Source organism: Ferrovibrio sp. GW821-FHT12B10 (assembly GCF_058807515.1).
Genome location: NZ_JBXAQT010000001.1, coordinates 3,160,043 through 3,178,256, shown reverse-complemented (window position 1 = coordinate 3,178,256; position 18,214 = coordinate 3,160,043). Strand labels below are relative to the sequence as shown.

Annotated in this window: 10 protein-coding genes and 1 tRNA gene; 5 read left to right on the top strand and 6 right to left on the bottom strand. The window is 63.3% G+C overall.

Features of this window, described 5'->3' with window-relative positions; all coding sequences use genetic code 11:
• Nucleotides 1-7: 7 nt before the first annotated feature.
• A complete protein-coding gene (locus AC1RRT_RS15870) occupies nucleotides 8-2,911 on the bottom strand; it encodes an Rne/Rng family ribonuclease (protein WP_493014782.1) in 2,904 nt (967 codons plus the stop codon).
• Between the two features lie 608 nt (nucleotides 2,912-3,519).
• Here AC1RRT_RS15870 and AC1RRT_RS15865 point away from each other — a divergent pair.
• Nucleotides 3,520-4,629 carry an N-acetylmuramoyl-L-alanine amidase family protein gene (locus tag AC1RRT_RS15865; protein WP_493014781.1) on the top strand — a complete coding sequence of 370 codons (1,110 nt, stop codon included), beginning with the start codon at nucleotides 3,520-3,522 and terminating at the stop codon, nucleotides 4,627-4,629.
• A gap of 6 nt (nucleotides 4,630-4,635) precedes the next feature.
• Here AC1RRT_RS15865 and AC1RRT_RS15860 read toward each other — a convergent pair whose 3' ends face one another.
• Together AC1RRT_RS15860 and AC1RRT_RS15855 are read right to left on the bottom strand one after the other, a co-directional pair.
• Nucleotides 4,636-7,017, bottom strand: coding sequence for a methyl-accepting chemotaxis protein (locus tag AC1RRT_RS15860; RefSeq protein ID WP_493014780.1), 2,382 nt, complete (start codon nucleotides 7,015-7,017; stop codon nucleotides 4,636-4,638).
• Between the two features lie 68 nt (nucleotides 7,018-7,085).
• Entirely contained in the window at nucleotides 7,086-8,240 is a 1,155-nt protein-coding gene (locus AC1RRT_RS15855) for an ABC transporter substrate-binding protein (RefSeq protein WP_493014779.1), read from the bottom strand.
• A 371-nt stretch (nucleotides 8,241-8,611) separates the two neighbouring features.
• Here AC1RRT_RS15855 and AC1RRT_RS15850 point away from each other — a divergent pair, with 371 nt between their 5' ends.
• Nucleotides 8,612-11,062, top strand: a complete 2,451-nt coding sequence (locus AC1RRT_RS15850; RefSeq protein WP_493014778.1) for a penicillin-binding protein 1A — start codon at nucleotides 8,612-8,614, stop codon at nucleotides 11,060-11,062.
• 61 nt (nucleotides 11,063-11,123) lie between these two features.
• Here the strand turns inward: AC1RRT_RS15850 and AC1RRT_RS15845 are convergent, their stop codons facing one another.
• On the bottom strand, nucleotides 11,124-11,450 hold the full coding sequence (locus AC1RRT_RS15845; RefSeq protein ID WP_493014777.1) for a DUF1330 domain-containing protein: 327 nt from the start codon (nucleotides 11,448-11,450) through the stop codon (nucleotides 11,124-11,126).
• A gap of 182 nt (nucleotides 11,451-11,632) precedes the next feature.
• Between AC1RRT_RS15845 and AC1RRT_RS15840 the strand changes: the two genes are divergently transcribed.
• The 3 genes from AC1RRT_RS15840 to AC1RRT_RS15830 all read left to right on the top strand — a co-directional run bounded on the left by AC1RRT_RS15840 (nucleotide 11,633) and on the right by AC1RRT_RS15830 (nucleotide 14,612).
• Nucleotides 11,633-12,328: a winged helix-turn-helix transcriptional regulator gene (locus AC1RRT_RS15840; protein WP_493014776.1), complete on the top strand. Its 696-nt coding sequence runs from the start codon at nucleotides 11,633-11,635 to the stop codon at nucleotides 12,326-12,328.
• 149 nt (nucleotides 12,329-12,477) lie between these two features.
• Nucleotides 12,478-12,552, top strand: a tRNA-Val gene (locus tag AC1RRT_RS15835).
• Nucleotides 12,553-12,695: 143 nt separating this feature from the next.
• Nucleotides 12,696-14,612: an acyltransferase family protein gene (locus AC1RRT_RS15830; RefSeq protein ID WP_493014775.1), complete on the top strand. Its 1,917-nt coding sequence runs from the start codon at nucleotides 12,696-12,698 to the stop codon at nucleotides 14,610-14,612.
• Between the two features lie 4 nt (nucleotides 14,613-14,616).
• Here the strand turns inward: AC1RRT_RS15830 and AC1RRT_RS15825 are convergent, their stop codons facing one another.
• Nucleotides 14,617-15,321 (bottom strand): hypothetical protein, encoded by a 705-nt coding sequence (locus tag AC1RRT_RS15825; protein ID WP_493014774.1) that lies wholly within the window; start codon nucleotides 15,319-15,321, stop codon nucleotides 14,617-14,619.
• A gap of 87 nt (nucleotides 15,322-15,408) precedes the next feature.
• Nucleotides 15,409-18,114, bottom strand: coding sequence for an FG-GAP-like repeat-containing protein (locus AC1RRT_RS15820; RefSeq protein WP_493014773.1), 2,706 nt, complete (start codon nucleotides 18,112-18,114; stop codon nucleotides 15,409-15,411).
• Nucleotides 18,115-18,214 lie beyond the last annotated feature (100 nt).

The following is an 18,214-nucleotide window of genomic DNA, read 5'->3' as shown; positions in this document are numbered from 1 at the left end:
CCGATGCTCAACGGCGCCACCAACCCTTTTTGGCCGGCGCGGCATCTGCCGCGGGCTTGTCGGCGCTGCCATCGGGCGCGATCACCACGGTCTCGAAGACCGGACCGGTGCTCTGCACGACGGGCGTTGCCGGAGTCTGCTCCGACGCCGGCATAGCCGGCGACACCGCAGGTGCCGTCGAGGTCTGATCGACCGGTGCAGGCACCGCGGCCACAGGAGCGACAGCCGGCTTCGGCGCCGGGCGAACCGGCTCTTCGTCGTCGAACTCGAAGTTCGGCACGCCATCCAGCATCGCGCCGAGCGCGGCCGGGGTCATGGCGCTGCCATGGCTGTCGTCACGACGCGGACGATCGTTCTGGCGGTCATCCTGGCGGGGACGGTCGTCCTGGGCACGCGGCTCACGCGGGGCGCGCGGCTCGCCATTCTCGTCACGACGACGGCGACGGCCACCTCGACGGCCACGACGGCGGCGACGGCCTTCACCGTCAACACCCTCGGCGCCTTCACCGGCAGCCTCGGCGCCCTCTGCGCCTTCGGCCTGATCCTCGCCCTGTTCATCGCTATCACGGGCATCTTCGGGGCCGGCGTCGTCACCGGCATCCGAGGCTTCGCCTGCGGCGGCTTCGCCCCGGTCTTCATCTTGGGCGGACTGTTCCTCGCCATCGCGCGGACCACGTTCGCCATTGCGACCGCGACGACGGCGACGGCGGCGGCGGCGGCGGCCATCGCCCTCGCCTCCCTCTTCGCTGCTGCCATTCTCGGCGCTGGCTTCCTCGACTTGGCTCTCGTCGCCGCTCTCGGTCTCATCGTCCTCGGCATAAGCCGATTCCTGGGTGATCGGACGCATCGGATCGAGCTTGGGCGCCACCTCCGGACGGTTCACGTCACCCGGCTGACGCGTCTTGCTGCGTTCAATGCGGAAGTCCGGTGGCACCAGGCTGGGATCGGCAGCCAGGATCACGCGCATCACATACCGGCGTTCCATGTCGCCGATACGGTCGCGCTTGTGGTTGAGCAGGTACAGCGCCACTTCCGCCGACATCGCGACCGTGATCTCGGCCGAGCGGTCACGGATGCCTTCTTCTTCAATCGCACGCAGCACGGTGAGCGCGGTGGATTCAATCGAACGGACATAGCCACGGCCCTGGCAATGCGGGCAGGGCATGGTCGAGCTTTCCAGCAGGCTGGGACGCAGGCGCTGGCGCGACATCTCCAGGAGGCCGAAGCCGGAGATGCGGCCGACCTGGATGCGCGCGCGATCATTGCGCAGGCATTCCTTCAGCTTCTGCTCCACCTTGCGGATGTTGCGGTTCTCTTCCATGTCGATGAAATCGATCACGACAAGGCCGGCAAGATCGCGCAGGCGCAACTGGCGGGCGACCTCTTCGGCCGCCTCCAGGTTGGTCTTGTAGGCAGTCTCTTCGATGTTGTGTTCGCGGGTCGACTTGCCCGAGTTCACGTCGATGGAGACCAGCGCTTCGGTCGGGTTGATCACGATGTAACCGCCCGAGCGCAGCTGCACGGTGGGCGAGAACATCGCATCGAGCTGCTGTTCGACCTGATAGCGGGTGAACAGCGGGATCTTGTCCTGATACTGCTTCACGTTTTCGGCGTGATTGGGCATCAGCATCTGCATGAAGTCATGCGCGAAGCGATAGCCTTCCTCGCCTTCCACGATCACTTCGTCGATCTGATCCGAATAGAGATCGCGGATCGAACGCTTGATCAGGCCGGCCTCTTCGTAGATCAGGGCCGGGGCGGAGGATTCCAGCGTGCGCTCGCGGATGCTGTCCCAGCTGCGCAGCAGGTATTCGAAGTCGCGCTTGATCTCCGGCTTGGAGCGTTCCATGCCGGCGGTGCGCACGATCACGCCCATGCCGTCCTGGATATCCAGCTCCGCCGTGATCGCCTTGAGACGCTTGCGGTCGGCCTGCGACTGGATCTTGCGCGAAATGCCGCCGCCGCGCGCGGTGTTGGGCATCAGCACGCAATAGCGGCCGGCCAGCGACAGATAGGTGGTGAGCGCCGCACCCTTGTTGCCGCGCTCTTCCTTCACGACCTGCACCAGCATGATCTGCCGGCGCTTGATCACTTCCTGGATCTTGTAACGACGGAAGGCGCTGGCGCGACGGCGGCGACGGCTGTCTTCCTGGTGATCGTCGCCCTTGCCGTCCTTGGCTTCAGCTTCTTCACCATGCTCGTCTTCACCATGCTCCTCGCCATCGACCGGCGCGGAGACGGTCGGCACCGGTTCGGCCACGTGCGGCACGTTCCAGTAGGCCGGCTGGCCAGCAGCCTCTTCGGTGGCGGGCGCTTCGGCAGCCGGAGTCTCGGCAGCGGCTTCAGCCACCGGCTCGACAGCCGGCGCGGTCTCAACGACCGGTGCGGCTTCGGGCTCGACAGCAGCTTCCGCAACGGGGGCTGCGTCGTCGGCCTTGATCTCTTCGACGGTTTCGAAATCGCCTTCGACGGTCTCAACGCCGTCGTTGTGATCGTCGGCATCCTGATGGTCGTCGGACTCATCGCTCGCTTCGGCAGACTGCTGCTTGTCACGACGACGCGACGCCTTGCGGGCCTCCTCGGCGGCCAGTTCGGCTTCCTCGGCTTCGGCGGCACGCGCCTCTTCCTCGGCCTGCTGCGCGAGCAGCGCCTGCCGGTCCGCTATCGGGATCTGATAGTAGTCGGGATGGATTTCACTGAAGGCCAGGAAGCCATGGCGATTGCCGCCATATTCAACGAAGGCCGCCTGCAACGAGGGCTCCACGCGGGTGACCCGCGCGAGATAGATGTTGCCCTTGTTTACCTGCTTGGTGGAGGTCTCGTAATCGAACTCTTCGAGCCGAGTACCCTTCACGACCACAACCCGGGTTTCCTCCGGATGGGTCGCATCAATCAACATACGCATGCCCATGAGGCACTATTCCTGCGGCGCGGCGCCGCCCGCGCGAATAACAAACGGCGGCGCGCCTTTGCTCTCGAAGCGGACTGCGGCCGGATCGGCCCGTCGCGGCCCTAGAGAACGGGGTGGCGGCGGTAGTGATCCTGTCGACCGGTGAGTGGGCGCTTCATCAGCGGGTAAAGAACGCTGAGCGCGCCGCGGCGCCGGTCTGCCGAGCCTCCGTCCAGCCTAGCCCGAATGAGAACTGGGCTGGCGCGGGTGCTTCGAAGGTTAAATATCATCCGGTGTGTCTTGAGCGCCGCTCCGGGGTCCTTCCGCGCCAGGTCGCCTCCTTCGGGCTGAACTCTGGATGGGTGCGGTCAAACTCATCGTCGCTACGCCGACCCTTCCGCTCCCGCACCGGGACCTGAAAAGTAAGGAAAAACCTTATTCCACAGGCCTTTGGCTGGACGTCCGGGTCTGACTCGGATATTCGCATCTGCATGCTACGCTTTGGCAGGGCATACCCACAAGGTCTTTCTTGCCGCGACGCGGCAGGACAGCCCGGCCTTTTCCATAAATTACTGATATTATTCATATTTTTATGCGGCTGGGCGGCCGACTCGGGCGCAGCGGAGCCGTTGCGGCTCACCCGGCTGCAGCTTGGCCTGAATGCCGGCCTCACAAGGCTGGTGATCGAGGCCTCCGGCCCACCCGAAGCCATGCTGGCGGCCAGCGCCGACGGCCTGGGCCTGCAGCTCACCCTCGCCGACATGCGCTGGGCCGCCCCGCCGCCGCAGGCGACCGCCGGGGGGCTGGTGGCGGCGCTCGGATTACCCGTCTCGACACCGAACGGTCCGCTCTCGATCGCCATCGAACTGATCGAGCCTGCCGTGATCGAGCGCGCCTTCCGGCTGGAACCGCAGGGAGCGGCCGGCCATCGCCTGGTGATCGACCTGCGGCCTGCCGAGCCCAATGCCTTCAGCCTCGCCTTCGCCGCGCCGGTGCATCTGCCGCTCGATACCGCTGTCGACATCGCGCCGCCGCCCGCCGCCGCGCGCGACCGCCGTCGCCTGATCGTGCTCGATCCCGGCCATGGCGGGCAGGATCCCGGCGCGATCAGCGCCTCGGGGCGCTATGAAAAGGAGATCACCCTGCAGGTGGCGCGGAGCCTGGCGGCGAAGCTGCGCGCCACCGGCCGTTACACCGTGCTGCTGACGCGCGACAACGACCGCTTCATCCGTCTTCCTGAACGTGTGGCCCTTGCCCGGGCGAAGGAAGCCGACCTCTTCCTCTCCATCCATGCCGACAGCCTGGCCGCCGACCGCGCGACACGCGGCGCCAGCATTTATACCCGCGCCGAGGCCGCGACCGACAAGGAAGCCGAAGCGCTGGCGCTGCGCGAGAACCGCGCCGACCAGCTGGGCGACAGCAGCCGCGCCGGCGATGTGGATGATGTGGTTTCGATCCTGCTCGACCTCGCCTCGCGTGACACCACGCGCCTGTCCAGCCGCTTCGCCGGCCTGCTCACAGCGTCCTTGAGCGAGGCCACACCGCTGCGGCGCAACGCCGTGCGCGCGGCGAATTTCCGCGTGCTCTCCGCGCCCGACGTGCCGTCGGCTCTGCTGGAGCTCGGATATATCTCGAACCCCAGCGACGAGGCCCTGCTGTTCTCGGACGCCGGCCGCGACCGGCTGGCCGGCGCCGTGGTCACCGCCATCGACCGGTTTTTCGGCGCGGAAACGCGGTAGCCGGACTCAGGTCCGGAAATAGGCCACCAGTTCATTGAGTTGGTCTGCCTGCGTCGCCATCGCCTGCGCCGAAGCCGTGGTCTGCTCGACCAGAGCGCCATTGCGCTGGGTCATCTCATCCATGTTCGCCACAGCCGTATTGACCTCGTCCAGGCCGGTCGCCTGTTCGCGGCTGGCTGCGGAAATCTCGGCCACGATATCAGCCACCTTGTTGACCGCGCCGACGATCTCCTTCAGCGCGGCGCCCGCGTGCTTGACCAGATCGGCGCCCTGACGGACCTGGTTGTTCGACAGCGCGATCAGATCCTTGATCTGCTTCGAGGCCTCGGCAGAGCGCTGCGCCAGCGCGCGCACTTCCTGCGCCACCACCGCGAAGCCCTTGCCTGCTTCACCGGCACGCGCCGCTTCCACGGATGCATTCAAGGCCAGCAGATTGGTCTGGAAAGCGATTTCGTCGATCAGGCCGACGATGTCGACAATCTTCCGCGCGCTGTCCTCGATCTGGTCCATGGCGGTGACTACATTGCCGACCACGCTGCCGCCACGATCCGCGGTCGCCCGCGCCGTAGCCGAGAGCTGATTGGCGGCCTCGGCATTTTCGGCATTGTGCTTCACCGTCGAGGTGATCTGATGCATTGCAGCCGCCGTCTCCTCGAGACTGGAGGCCTGTTGTTCGGTGCGGCCGGCCAGGTCGGTCGATCCCGACGAGATTTCACCGGCCGCGTCGCGTACCGTGCGGGCAGCCTGGGAAATCTTCTGCATCACGTCGGACAACTGCTCCGCCGTCTGGTTCACATTCCGTTGCAAGGTGGCGAAGACACCCTGGAATTCCCCATTCACGCGGTTTGTCATGTCGCCACGCGCCATACCGTCGAGCGTATGATTCACCGCATCGACTGCGCCGGAGAAATTGTCGAGCAGCGCGTTCACGCCCTCGGCCAGCTTCCGCATCACACCCTGCAGCGGCGCAACATCGATCCGCTGCGACAGGTCGCCGGCCGCAGCCGCGGCGACGATCAGGCCCACGGAACGGTCGATCATCTCTTCCTGGCTCACACGTTCCCGCTCAAAGGTGACGCGGCCTTCCTCGACCTGCTTCTGCAGCTGTTCATTTTCCAGACCATTCTGCCGAAAGATTTGCACTGCGCGCGCCATGTCGCCGACTTCGTCAGTCCGCTCCAGTTCCTGGATCGGCGTGCTCCATTCGCGCTTCGAGATGCGCGCCATGGCGCCAGTCAGGTTGGTGAGTTTGTCGACCAGCTGGGGCCCGACATAGAACTTGGCCACGGCCAGCGCGGCCACAATGCCGAGAACGGCCAGGCCGACCAGCACAGAGGTGCCGAGCTTGACGACCGCGAAGGACGATCCCGCAGCGTCCAGCGCTGTGGCATTGGCCTTCCCCACCACCGCCTTGGTTCGCGCCGTCAGTTCGGCAGCGCGCGTGCGACTGGCTGTCAGGGCGGCGTCAGAATTCCGGATCGCCTCGGCTTCACGCGTGCGCACGGCGAAAATGCCGTTGTCGCCACGGCCAAGCTGAACCATACCCTCGACTGCCGTGCGCAGTTCCGGCATGGCCTTCGCCTTCTGCACGTTCTCCATGCTGCGCAGCATCTTGGTCGCACGGCCCTCGAACCGGTCTTGCAGGATGCGCAGCGACGATGCGGTCAGTGTTTGCGCCGCCGTTTCAGTGATGTTGATGGCTGCATTGAACTCGGAGCTGAGCTCGAACAGGCTCTGCACCAGGCCGAATTCGTTGCCCAGCGCCACCATTTCGGCAGCAATCTCCTTGCCCGACTTCTTCTCGTCGACCCCGGTCAGGCCGATAGTGACATTGAACGCCATCTCATCGAGCAGCGAGGCGACCTGCTTGCTAAAGCCTTCATTGATCTTGTCGACCTCAGCCATCAGTTGCTTGCGCCGGGCCTCGAACTGGAGACGCGCCTTCACGCTGGCATCGACCTTGACGATTTCCGCTGAGAAGGCCTCGACCATCGTCCGGATGGCCGCGATTTCCGATGCTTCAACACCATGGTCCTGCAGGCGCTGCAACTCGACCCCGATCCCATCCTTGATCTTGAGAACCATGGCGTAGAATCGCGCCCGATCAGCTTCAGTCTCCGCAGCGCTCAGCGCCGGGGCAATAGCGACCAGTTCGGAACTATGTTCGACCAGGTTGAGCGAGGTGGTGACCGCGGGCAGGCTATTCTCGACCACGCGATCAAGCTGATTGCCGATGCTCCCGAAAAAAGCGCCGCCGATGCCACTCGATACCAGCATCAACCCGGCAATGGAAAAGAAGGCGATATAGAGCTTGGCTCCGATCCCCATCTTGCGGCGCAGGAAGGCCGCCGCATGCACCCCCGCGCCATCTGCGGCAACGTCAGTCATGATGGTATCCCTCAAAAATCAGAAACCGCCGGCGTGCCCCGTCACATGACGAGGCACGCCGCACAGAACTACTTCAGGCTCTTCACGGCTTTGTATTTGCCGTCGTCGCCGATGACCGTCAGGAACACGGTGTCCGAGCCCTGATTGTCATTCGCGCCGAAGGTCAGCTTGAAACCGCCGAGGTCATACTCGCCCTTCGACAGGGCATCGAGCAGGCTCGCGCGGGTCGGTTCACCGCCCAGACGATCGAGCGCTGCAATGACCAGTCGACCGACAAGATAGCCTTCCAGCGAAATGAAGCCGACCTGCGCGGTCGGAACATGCGCCTTGAGCGCCTTCTGGTAACGGTCAACCGCCGGCACCGAGGTGTCATAAGGGAACGGCACGACCTGCGTCACCACCACGCCGCCGCCATTGGTTCCCAGTGCCTCGGCCAGCGGATCAGCGCCGACGAAGGAGATGTTGACGAAGGTGGCGTTGAACTTCACCTGTTTCGCCAGCTTAATGAATTCCGCTGCCGGGGCATAAGGCCCGATGATGACAACGGCCTGCGGATCTTCTTTGCGAAGATCGAGCAGGCCCTGACGCACCGCCGTGGTGTTGCGTTCGAAGGTCGCCTCGCCTGCCACCTTCATGCCGCGCTTATCCAGGGCCTTCTGGATGCCGGCCTGTCCGGCGCGACCGAAGGCGTCATTCTGATAGAGCAGTGCGATCTTGGTGTGACCGAGATCCTTGGTCAGACGCTCGACCATTTCCTCGGTTTCCTGGAAATACGATGCACGCACATTCACCACATGCGGCTTGTAGGGATTGCGCAGGAACTCCGCGCCGGTGAACGGTCCGATAAATGGGACCTTCTTTTCCGCCACGATCGGTTCCACCGCCGCAGAGGTCGGAGTGCCGACGGGACCGATCAGGGCAAAGACCTTGTCGTCATCGATCAGCTTGCGTGACGCATCCGCGGATTTATCGGGCTCGTAGCCGTCATCGCGCGGAACCAGTTCCAGTTTGCGGCCTTTGACGCCACCTGCGGCATTGGCTTCACCGAAAGCAGCCAGGATGCCGTCCCGCATGCCGGTGCCCAGGCTGGAAGCCGGACCGGTCAGCGGTGCGGCCTGGCCAAATACGATCTTATCCGCGGCAACGCCGGGATCCGCCGCAGACGCATCGTATACGGCAGATATGGCCAGAAGGGCGGCCAATCCCCAGATTGATTTTTTCATTGTGGTTTCGTCCCCTGTTAGATGCCGACTCTTTGATGATCTAATCGACTGCACGTTTTCTTGGATGATCGATCGACTGCACGTTTTTACAGTCCACTGACTCAGGCCCTCGAACAATCACCCCTTAAGGTCAGGAGCCGGTATGCGCTTGCAAAAGCACTGCTTTTTCTGACATCGAAGCCCCTGTCGAACCCGTGAAGAAATGTTAGCGACAAGCGCCCACATTCCTGGCGTTAAATCCCGGTAACATCAAAGCTGCCATGGCCTTTATCACGCCATAATGTTGTCTCTATACAGAGCGATCATTCGGGAGTACCTGTACGCCGAAACTCGGATCCCGCTCGGGATCATATTGGGGAAGCCTTCCGTCCATGCGTCTTCTGTCGCGCTTTTTCCTGCTGATGTTCCTTGCCGTGATCGGCGTGATCGGTGCCGGCGTCGCCGGTCTGGTCGGCCTGTGGTATTACGGCCGCGACCTGCCCGACTATCAGCAGCTGGCCAATTACGAGCCGCCGGTGACGACCCGGCTGCATGCCGGCGACGGCCGCCTGATCGCGGAATACTCGCGCGAGCGCCGCCTCTTCGTGCCGATCCAGGCGATCCCCAAGCCGGTGATCCAGGCCTTCCTCTCGGCGGAAGACAAGAACTTCTACGCCCATAGCGGCATCGATCCGGTCGGCATCCTGCGCGCCGTGGTGCAGAATGTGGCGAACCTGGCGCAGAGCCGCCGCCCGGTCGGCGCGTCCACCATCACGCAGCAGGTGGCGAAGAACTTCCTGCTCGGCAATGAAGTGTCCCTCGGCCGCAAGGCCAAGGAAGCCATCCTCGCCTTCCGCATCGAGAAGACCTTCAGCAAGGACAAGATCCTCGAGCTTTACCTGAACGAGATCTATCTCGGCTCCGGCGCCTATGGCGTCGCCGCCGCCGCGCTGATCTATTTCGACAAGTCGCTTTACGACCTGACCCTGCCGGAGGCCGCCTATCTGGCCGCGCTGCCGAAAGCGCCGAGCAACTACAATCCGGTGCGCCATCTGGATCGCGCCAAGGCCCGCCGCGACTGGGTGATCGAGCGTCTGCAGGAAGACGGCGTCATTACCGTGGAGCAGGCGCGCAGCGCCATCGCCGCACCGCTGGTGGCGCTGGCGCGTCCGGAATCGGAACTGGCGCGCGCCGACTGGTTCGCCGAGGAAGTGCGCCGCGATCTTGTCGTGAAGTTCGGCGAGAAGGGCCTGTATGAAGGCGGCCTCAGCGTGCGCACCACCATGGATCCCAAGCTGCAGGCGCTGGGCGAGCGCGCGCTGCGCGATGGCCTGGAAGCCTATGACCGTCGCGCCGGCGGTTGGCGCGGCCCGCTGGCCAAGCTGCAGTCTGGTGCAGACTGGCGCGCGCAACTCGTCGCCCTGCCGCCTTTCCCGGGCTTGTCGGTCACCTGGAAGGTCGCCGTCGTGACCGCTGTGGAAAATGACAGCGCAGCACTCACCTTCGCCGATGGCAGCAAGGGCATCCTGCCCTATGCCGGCCTGCGCTGGGCGCGCAAGAAGCTCGGCCCCGATCATTTCGGCCCGGTGCCGCGCGCGCCGTCGGAAGTCGTCGCCATCGGCGACGTCATCGCCGTGCAGCCGCTGGATGCCGCCAAGCCGCAGAACGGCTATTCCCTGCGCCAGATTCCCGAAGTCGGCGGTGGCCTGGTCGCCATGGATCCGCATACCGGCCGCGTGCTGGCGCTGGTCGGCGGCTTCGACTTCAAGGTCAGCCAGTTCAACCGCGCGACGCAGGCAATGCGCCAGCCGGGTTCATCCTTCAAGCCGATCGTCTACACGGCGGCATTGGATAGCGGCTTCACACCGTCGTCGCTGGTGCTGGATGCGCCCTTCGTGCTCGACCAGGGTCCGGGCCTGCCGCTGTGGAAGCCGGGTAATTACTCGAACCAGTTCTACGGCCCCTCCACGCTGCGCGTCGGCATCGAGAAGTCGCGCAACCTGATGACCGTGCGCCTGGCCCAGGCCATCGGCATGGAAAAGGTGGTGGAGAATGCCAAGCGCTTCGGCGTGATCGACAATATGCCGGCGATGCTGTCGATGTCGCTGGGCGCGGGCGAAAGCACGCTGATGAAAATGACCACGGCCTATGCCGAGATGGTCAACGGCGGCAAGAAGATCACGCCCACCCTGATCGATCGCGTGCAGAACCGCAACGGCGTCACCGTTTATCGCCATGACAAGCGTGAATGCACCGGCTGCCTGTCCGACTGGGCCGGCCAGGGCGAACCGGCGCTGCCCGACACACGTGCGCAGGTGATCGACAGCGTGACCGCCTATCAGATGGTGTCGATGCTGGAAGGCGTGGTGCAACGCGGCACCGGCATCCGCATCCGCGAACTGAACAAGCCGCTGGCCGGCAAGACCGGCACCAGCAATGACAGCATGGACACCTGGTTCATCGGCTTCAGCCCCGACCTCGCGGTCGGCGTCTTCATCGGTTACGACACGCCGAAGGACATGGGCAAGCGCGAGACCGGCGCTTCCGTCTCGGTACCGGTGTTCAAGGACTTCATGGCCGAGGCGCTGCAGGGCAAGCCGAACATCCAGTTCCGCGTGCCGCCGGGCGTGCGCCTGGTGCGCGTGCAGGCCGAAACCGGCGAACTGGCCCGGCCGGGCGACCGCAATGTAATCCTGGAAGCCTTCCGTCCCGGCACCGAACCGCAGGTCGGCGAACGCGCCGCCGTGCTCGACGGCTCGATGGCCGCCGAACGCGACAGCATCTCGGGCGTCGGCACCAGCGCCGGCTCGGCGCCGATTTCAGGCACCGGCGGCCTTTACTAGACATTGAAAAAGGCCGCACCGGAAACCGGCGCGGCCTGTCCACCGTTCTGTCAGTGCAGGCTTACGCCTTGCGCAGATACGGAATGGTGCCGGCCAGATCGCTGTTGTCGATCATCTGGAAGCGGCTTTCGCTGCCCGCCTTGCGCGCCGCCGCGAAGGGCGCGTATTGCGGATCGGACGTGAAGGCATTCGCCGCCGCCGCCGTCGGAAACTCCATGATGGCGATCAGACTGGTATCCAGCGGCTTGCCCTCCATGGTGACCACGTTGCCGCTGCGCGCCAGATACTTGCCGCCATGCTTGTGCACAAGATCGTGAACCGCACCCGCATAAGCCGGCACCCAGCCATCATTCGTCACCTTGATATCAGCGATCACATAAACAGTCATTGCACTGAAACTCCTGAGAGATTGCGCGGCGCATAGGGGAATCCCGCACCGGTGCGTCACCCTCGCAGACACGCGACGCGACGCTCTAGTCCGCGGTTTGTAGTGGCGCGGGTACAGTTTCTGTACTGTGCCGGCGGTTCGTTCGCGCCTAAGGTCCCGCCGCTTTCATCGGAGACCGCATCATGTACCAGCCCGGATATAAACAGTTCTGCCCTGTCGCCATGGCCGCCGAAGTGCTGTGCACGCGCTGGACCATGGTGCTGCTGCGCGAGCTGGTGGCGGGATCGACGCGCTTCAACGACCTGCGCCGCGGTGTGCCGAAGATGTCGCCGACATTGCTGTCGCAGCGGCTGAAGGAACTGGAAACCGCCGGCATCGTGGAACGGCGGGAACTGAAATCGGACAAAGGCATTTTCGATTATCACCTGACCGAAGCGGGTCAGGACCTGCGCGCCGTGGTCGAAGCCATGGGCCTGTGGGGGCAGCGCTGGGTGGAGGCGCGGCTGTCGCTGAAGAACCTCGATCCATCGCTGCTGATGTGGGACATGCGGCGCAATCTCGATCCGACGCCGCTGCCGAAAAAACGCAGCGTGATCCAATTCCTGTATTCCGACCTGCCGGCGTCGAAGCAGAACTGGTGGCTGGTGGTGGAGGCCGATGGCGCAGTCGACCTGTGCTGGTCCGACCCCGGCTTCGATGTCGACCTCTATGTCTCGACCGACCTCTGCACCATGACCGAAATCTGGATGGGCCTTCTCACGGTGCAAAAGGCCGGCAACAGGGTCACCCTGACCGGCGCCCGCGAACTCGCCGAAACCATGCAGACCTGGCTTGGCCTCAGCCCCTTTGCCGTGGAACGCAAGCGCACGGCGGCCTAGGCCGGCGAGAGGGATCAGGAAACCGCCGGACTGCCCCGGCAAAGGCTACGCTAAGCTCTTGAAACAACAGGCCGCTTGACACTTTCAGGCGGCCTCTTTATACGCTGCACACGATTTGAGTTTGCGGATCGGTTCCCGGTCCGTCTGGCGGGCGGTTAGCTCAGCGGTAGAGCACAGCATTCACATTGCTGGGGCCACTGGTTCAATCCCAGTACCGCCCACCATTTTCATCTCCTGACATTGCAAGACAGCCTGACGAATCGCGCGCCGCAAGGTGGCCGACCGAAAGCCTGTTCATTGGCATGGCCGGCCCGTAAAATCGGCGCGGACAATCGACACACCAAACCGATCCGCACCCCCACACATCATGCATTACAGACCGGAAATCGACGGGCTGCGCGCGATAGCCGTAATCCCGGTTATCCTGTTCCATGCGGGCATCGGCGGATTCGGCGGCGGCTTCATCGGCGTCGACGTCTTTTTCGTCATCAGCGGCTACCTGATCACCTCGATCATCCTGTCTGACCAGGCGGCCGGCACATTCTCGATCGCCAGATTCTACGAGCGCCGCGCCCGGCGCATATTGCCGGCGCTGTTCCTGGTCATGCTCGCCTGCCTGCCCTTTGCCTGGCTGTATCTGCAGCCGCAAGAGTTGACGGCCTTCGGCAAAAGCATCGCCGCCGTGGCGACCTTCTCGTCGAACATCTTCTTCTGGAGCGGCAGTGGCTATTTCGCCGCGGCCGCCGAAACCAAGCCGCTGCTCCATACCTGGAGCCTGGCGGTCGAGGAACAGTTCTATGTGCTGTTCCCGCTGCTGCTGATGCTCACGTCGCGACTAGGCCGGGCCAGCGTCGCCGCCCTGCTGACGGTCTGCGCCATCGCCAGTCTCGCGCTGGCCGAATTCGGCGCACGCAACTATCCCTCGGCCGCATTCTTCCTGCTGCCGACGCGCGGCTGGGAGCTGCTGATCGGCGCCCTGCTCTGTTATGTGCGGATCGCCCCGGCGCGCTGGCTCAGCGAGGCCGCCGGCTTCGCCGGCCTCACCCTGATCCTCGCCTCGGTCGTCCTGCTGACCAAGACCAGTGTGTTCCCCGGCCTGTCGGCCCTGCCTGCCACAGCCGGCACGGCACTGGTGATCCTGTTCGCGACGCAGAAGACCGCCATCGGCCGCCTGCTGGGCCTGCTGTCAGCCATCGGCCTGATCAGTTACAGCGCCTATCTGTGGCATCACCCGCTCTTCGTCTTTGCCCGCATGGCCGGCGAGCCAGGGCCTGCAGGCTTTGCGGCGCTGATCCTGCTCACGTTTGTCCTCGCCTATCTGAGCTGGCGCTTTGTCGAGCAGCCCTTCCGCCGCGGCGCCACGGTGGGGCGCGGCGCCATTGCCGCCTTCGCGGTCGGCGGCATCATCCTGTTCACCGGCGCCGGGCTGCTGGCCGCCCGCTACAAGGGGTTCGAGGATTATTATTACGCGCATCGTCTCAATGCCGACGAGCAGCGCGTCTATGCACTGGTGAAAGCCCATACCCAGTACGACATCTCGACCGTCATGGGTGACGACGGCAAATGCAATTTCTGGAGCGAGACGGTCGACGAAACCTTCGAGCGCCGTTTCGCGGCCTGCGCCGCGCTGCATGGCAAGGCGCTGGTGGTTCTGGGCGACTCCCATGCCATGAACATCTATAACGCGCTGTACCGGGCAAAGACCGCGCCTTTTGTCGTCGGCATTTCGCGCGGCGGCTGCCGCCCGCATGACAGCCTGCCCTACTGCCATTACCAGGCCTTCGAGGCTTTCGCCGACCGGCAGAAGGATGCGATCGGCACCGTCGCCTTCCATCAGTCGGGCTCGTATCTGCTGCGCGACCATCTGGGCAATGCCGGCAGCTCGGAAACCTTCATCAGAGGCAAGGGCTACAGCATCCATCGCGAGACGATCGCGCGCCTGACAGCCTGGTTGCAGCACCTGCAAACCAAGCATGCCGTCGTCTGGCTCGGGCCTTTCGTGGAGGCCGGCACCGACATGACCAACGTGCGTGCATTGGCAAAGGCCGGGCTGAAGGTCAACCCAGTGTCGATCTCGGTTTTCGCCGCACTGGATGTCGTCCTGAAGGCTGACGCCCAGGCGGCCGGGATTGCCTATGTCTCGCTGGTCGATATCCTGGGAATCAGGGAATCCTCCATGCTAACCGGCGACTGCCTGATGTACCGGGATACCGACCATTTCAGCATCTGCGGCGAGGCCATCATCGGGCCAAAGATCGGCCGCGCGCTCGCGGCTGCGCCATAAGCGTCTATCGGAGCGAGAAGGCTTCGCCCGCTTCCACATCGAAGGAATAGGCCACCAGCGTGACGCCGGCCGGAATGCTGAGTCGCGAGTAGCGCAGTGTGGGTGAGGTGATGCGGCTGAGATCAGAATGACCGCGCCGCAGCAGATCGGCCACATGATTGTGCAGGAACAGGCCATAGGCACGGTCGCTGAGTGTACGCAGGTCACGGCCGAGAATGCTGCGATCGACATTGACCGCATGGGCCGTCGCCGCGCCGCCGCAATGCACAGTCCGGATCGCGTCATCGGTCTTGATCATGATGTGAACATAGGCGAGCAGACCCTTCTCGCCGAGGAATTCAGGCAGCGAGACACCGGCATTGCGGATTTCTGGCGCGGCCTCCAGCAGACGAAGCGCAACGGCATTGCCGCTGGCTGAACTCATGGGCAGCGGCTGGGCCGACCAGCCCGGCGGCTGGCGCAGCTCATCGATCAGGCCGGGAAAGCCGATGACGGCGAAAAACTCTTCCAGCGCCTCGACATCCTGGAACAGGATTGCGTCCTGGCCGGCGCGCTTCTCGGCCAGTGCCGTCGGCACGAGGCCGATGGAGGCCGCGACATCTTCGGCACGCAGGGCTGCACGCTCGATCCGCCATTGCAACGCGGTGTCCAGGCGCTCGGCCAGGCCGGCCTGCAGGGACGTTTTCAGCGGCCTGATCTTCTCATTCATCTGTGTACCTGGAGAATACCCAGCACTATCGGCCGGTCGGAGAGCCGGCGTCAATGCCTCTCCTATCATAGGCGATACAGAGCGAAATCAGTTCCCCGGGGTGGTGCTAGTGACTTCCGAACGTGTCAGGCGGCCAAGCAACCAGGCGGTGCCGTCATTGCTGTAGGTGTTCACGGTCGTCTTGGAATGACCGTCACCGGTGCTGACGCCGATCTGCGTGGCATTGCCATAGGCGTCATACTGATAACTAGTCGTGACTGCCGGCAGCACGGCGCCACTCAGTTCCCAGCTCTCTTCCAGGCTTTGAGTCAGGAAGGGATAGCGCCGCGTACCGCCGAGATTCGTATTGTCGTAGGTATTGGTCGAGCGGTTGAGCACCTGTGCAGCGAGCTTCTTCTCTCGGTTAGAGACTAGCCCGGTGAAGGGATAATCCTGCCGATAGGTTGTCACCTGCTCGACACCGGTCTGCTCGTCCTTCACCGTCATCTGGCGGAAGCCAAGGAAGCCGCGGCCCAAGATATCAGCCTTGGCACCAGCGTAGCGATAGGTGCTGCGATAGTCGCCACCGACGCCATTGGAAGATTTCACTTCACTGATCACATACATCGGTCCCTGCAAGTCGATGCAAGGATAGGCGCAGGCCAATATGCCGGTATCCTTGGCATACAGCGGCGCACCCTTATTGATGCGGTCATAGGTCAGCTTGGTCACTGCGCCGGTACCGCTGGCAATCTGCGTCACCAGCTCGGGCACGAAAGCGACTGGACGGCGCTTTGACACCGAGATCGGCTGCGAACCCACGATGGTGCCGTTCTCGTCATATATGTAATCCCAGCCCTGCCAGAACAGATCCGGTGCGCCATCGCCATTCCAGTCCGCACCAGGCATCACCGCCGGCCCGAGGCCGCCACCGCCACTCACACTACCCCAGGCAAAAGTCGAATAGCCGGACGGAATCTTCAATGTCTCAAGCATGAAACCGTTCGCCTGGACAGCAGCCGTGACGAAGTCGGCACGGCCGTCACCATTGGAGTCGCCAACAACGTAACCGAGCGTTCCAGAGTTATGGATCAGCGGGGCAAAGTTGCCGGTGCCATCGCCAAGATAGATGTAGGTTGTGGTCATGCCAGGCGGAATTCCCGGCATGATCATGTCCATGATGCCATCGCCATTCGCGTCGCCGATCAGCGTGCGCAGGTATTGCCAGCCAAAGCCCAGCGTCCCGACGGCTGTGTAAGTCGTGCCCCCTGGCCCCATCAGGTGAATTTTCATGATGGCACCAAATGCGCTGGGCACCGGGAAGATGTCGGCGCGGCCATCGCCGTTGAAATCCGCCACATACATACCCATGCCGTAAAAACCGGGAATGCTCAGGTTGGCATCGGTGAAGGTGCCATCGCCATTGCTAAGCATGATCTTACTCATGCCACCACTGCTGCGCGTCTGCAGCAGCAGATCCGTGCGGCCATCACCATTGAAATCACCGCCAAAGAGGTCGTAGGTCTGCCAGGTGGTCGGCGCGAAGCTGCCCTGCGTGAAGGACACGCCATCGGCGTTGGTCAGGTAGAACTGCACGGCTTCGGTCGTGCCCTTGCGGTAAACCAGATAGTCACTGCGCCCATCACCGTTCCAGTCGCCGATGACGACCGTATAGAGGCTCCAGCTCTTGCTTTCCGTCTTGAATGGTGCATCGAAGCCGCCCGTAGCATTGGCCAGCACGAAATAACCATTGTTGCCCACGGTGCAGAAGGCATCCACCCGGCCATCCCCGTTCCAATCAGCATCGGCGATGATGTTGGTTTTCGGGCCCGTCGTCACGGGGTCGCAATATTGGTTGCCGCCCCCAGCACCCACATCGCTGCCGGCAATCTGTGAGCTGCCCTGCCAGGTCAGCGTCATTGGTGGCAAACAGACATTCGCGCCATCGCAAGACTTGATATTGGTGATGCGCGAGCGTGCATTGAGCGGACTTTGCTCATAGGCAATGCGATAATCGCGGACCAGCGTAGCGCCGCTATAGGCCTGCACATTAATCATACGCTGCATCTGCTTGACCTGGCTGCCGCCGGCATAGGCCAACTCAAGGTCTGTGCGCGCGGCATAGACAAAACGTACCGAGTTGACAGGCGCCGTTGCCCCATTGCCGGTATAGTCGATACGATTGGGCTGATAACTGCCATTGGCAGCATCCTCAGCGTAAGAAACCGAGAAATAATTACCCTTGGTGTCACCGGTCTTATTAATCGCCCAGACGCGGACCGCCGCCTTGCCTTGCGCCTCGATGCGGCTGTCGGCCGTGTTCCCAAATTCCATCACCAGGCCGGCCTTGGTCCAGACCTTGAACCAGGCCGGACCAGAGCCGGCAGTACCAAACGAGACAATTTTGCTGAAGCTCTCACGCTCGGTGCGATATTCGGTCTGGTCGGCGCCGTAGGTGCCACTGGTCACGATCAGCCGCTGGCCATCCAGGCAGAAGCGGTCGTTAGCATCATAAGCAATGCTGCTGGAGCTACCATCCTGCACGATCGTCTGACCACAGCGGGTGATGGCGGGAAGACCGCTCAGGCTCCACCCCACCCCCAGCAAACCATTGCCACTGCGGCTGTCGTAAGAGAGTGACAGCTTCGGCTCCAGGCCGGCGGTGCCCGGCACGACTGAAATCGGGATCGTGTAACTGGCCGAACCGGTATCGGTGACCTCAAACTTGCCGGGCATCGTCATTTGCGCGACCGCCGGCAACGCAAGCGTCGCCACCATCAGAGCAGCGAGGCCGCTTCTCAATCCACCAATCATGTATTCCCCCAAAAACCAGGCCGAGTCGTCCCGATGCCCATTTTCCATGAGCTTGCGGACACAACCACGGTTGTCAATCTTCAGCCCATCACCCCTTAGG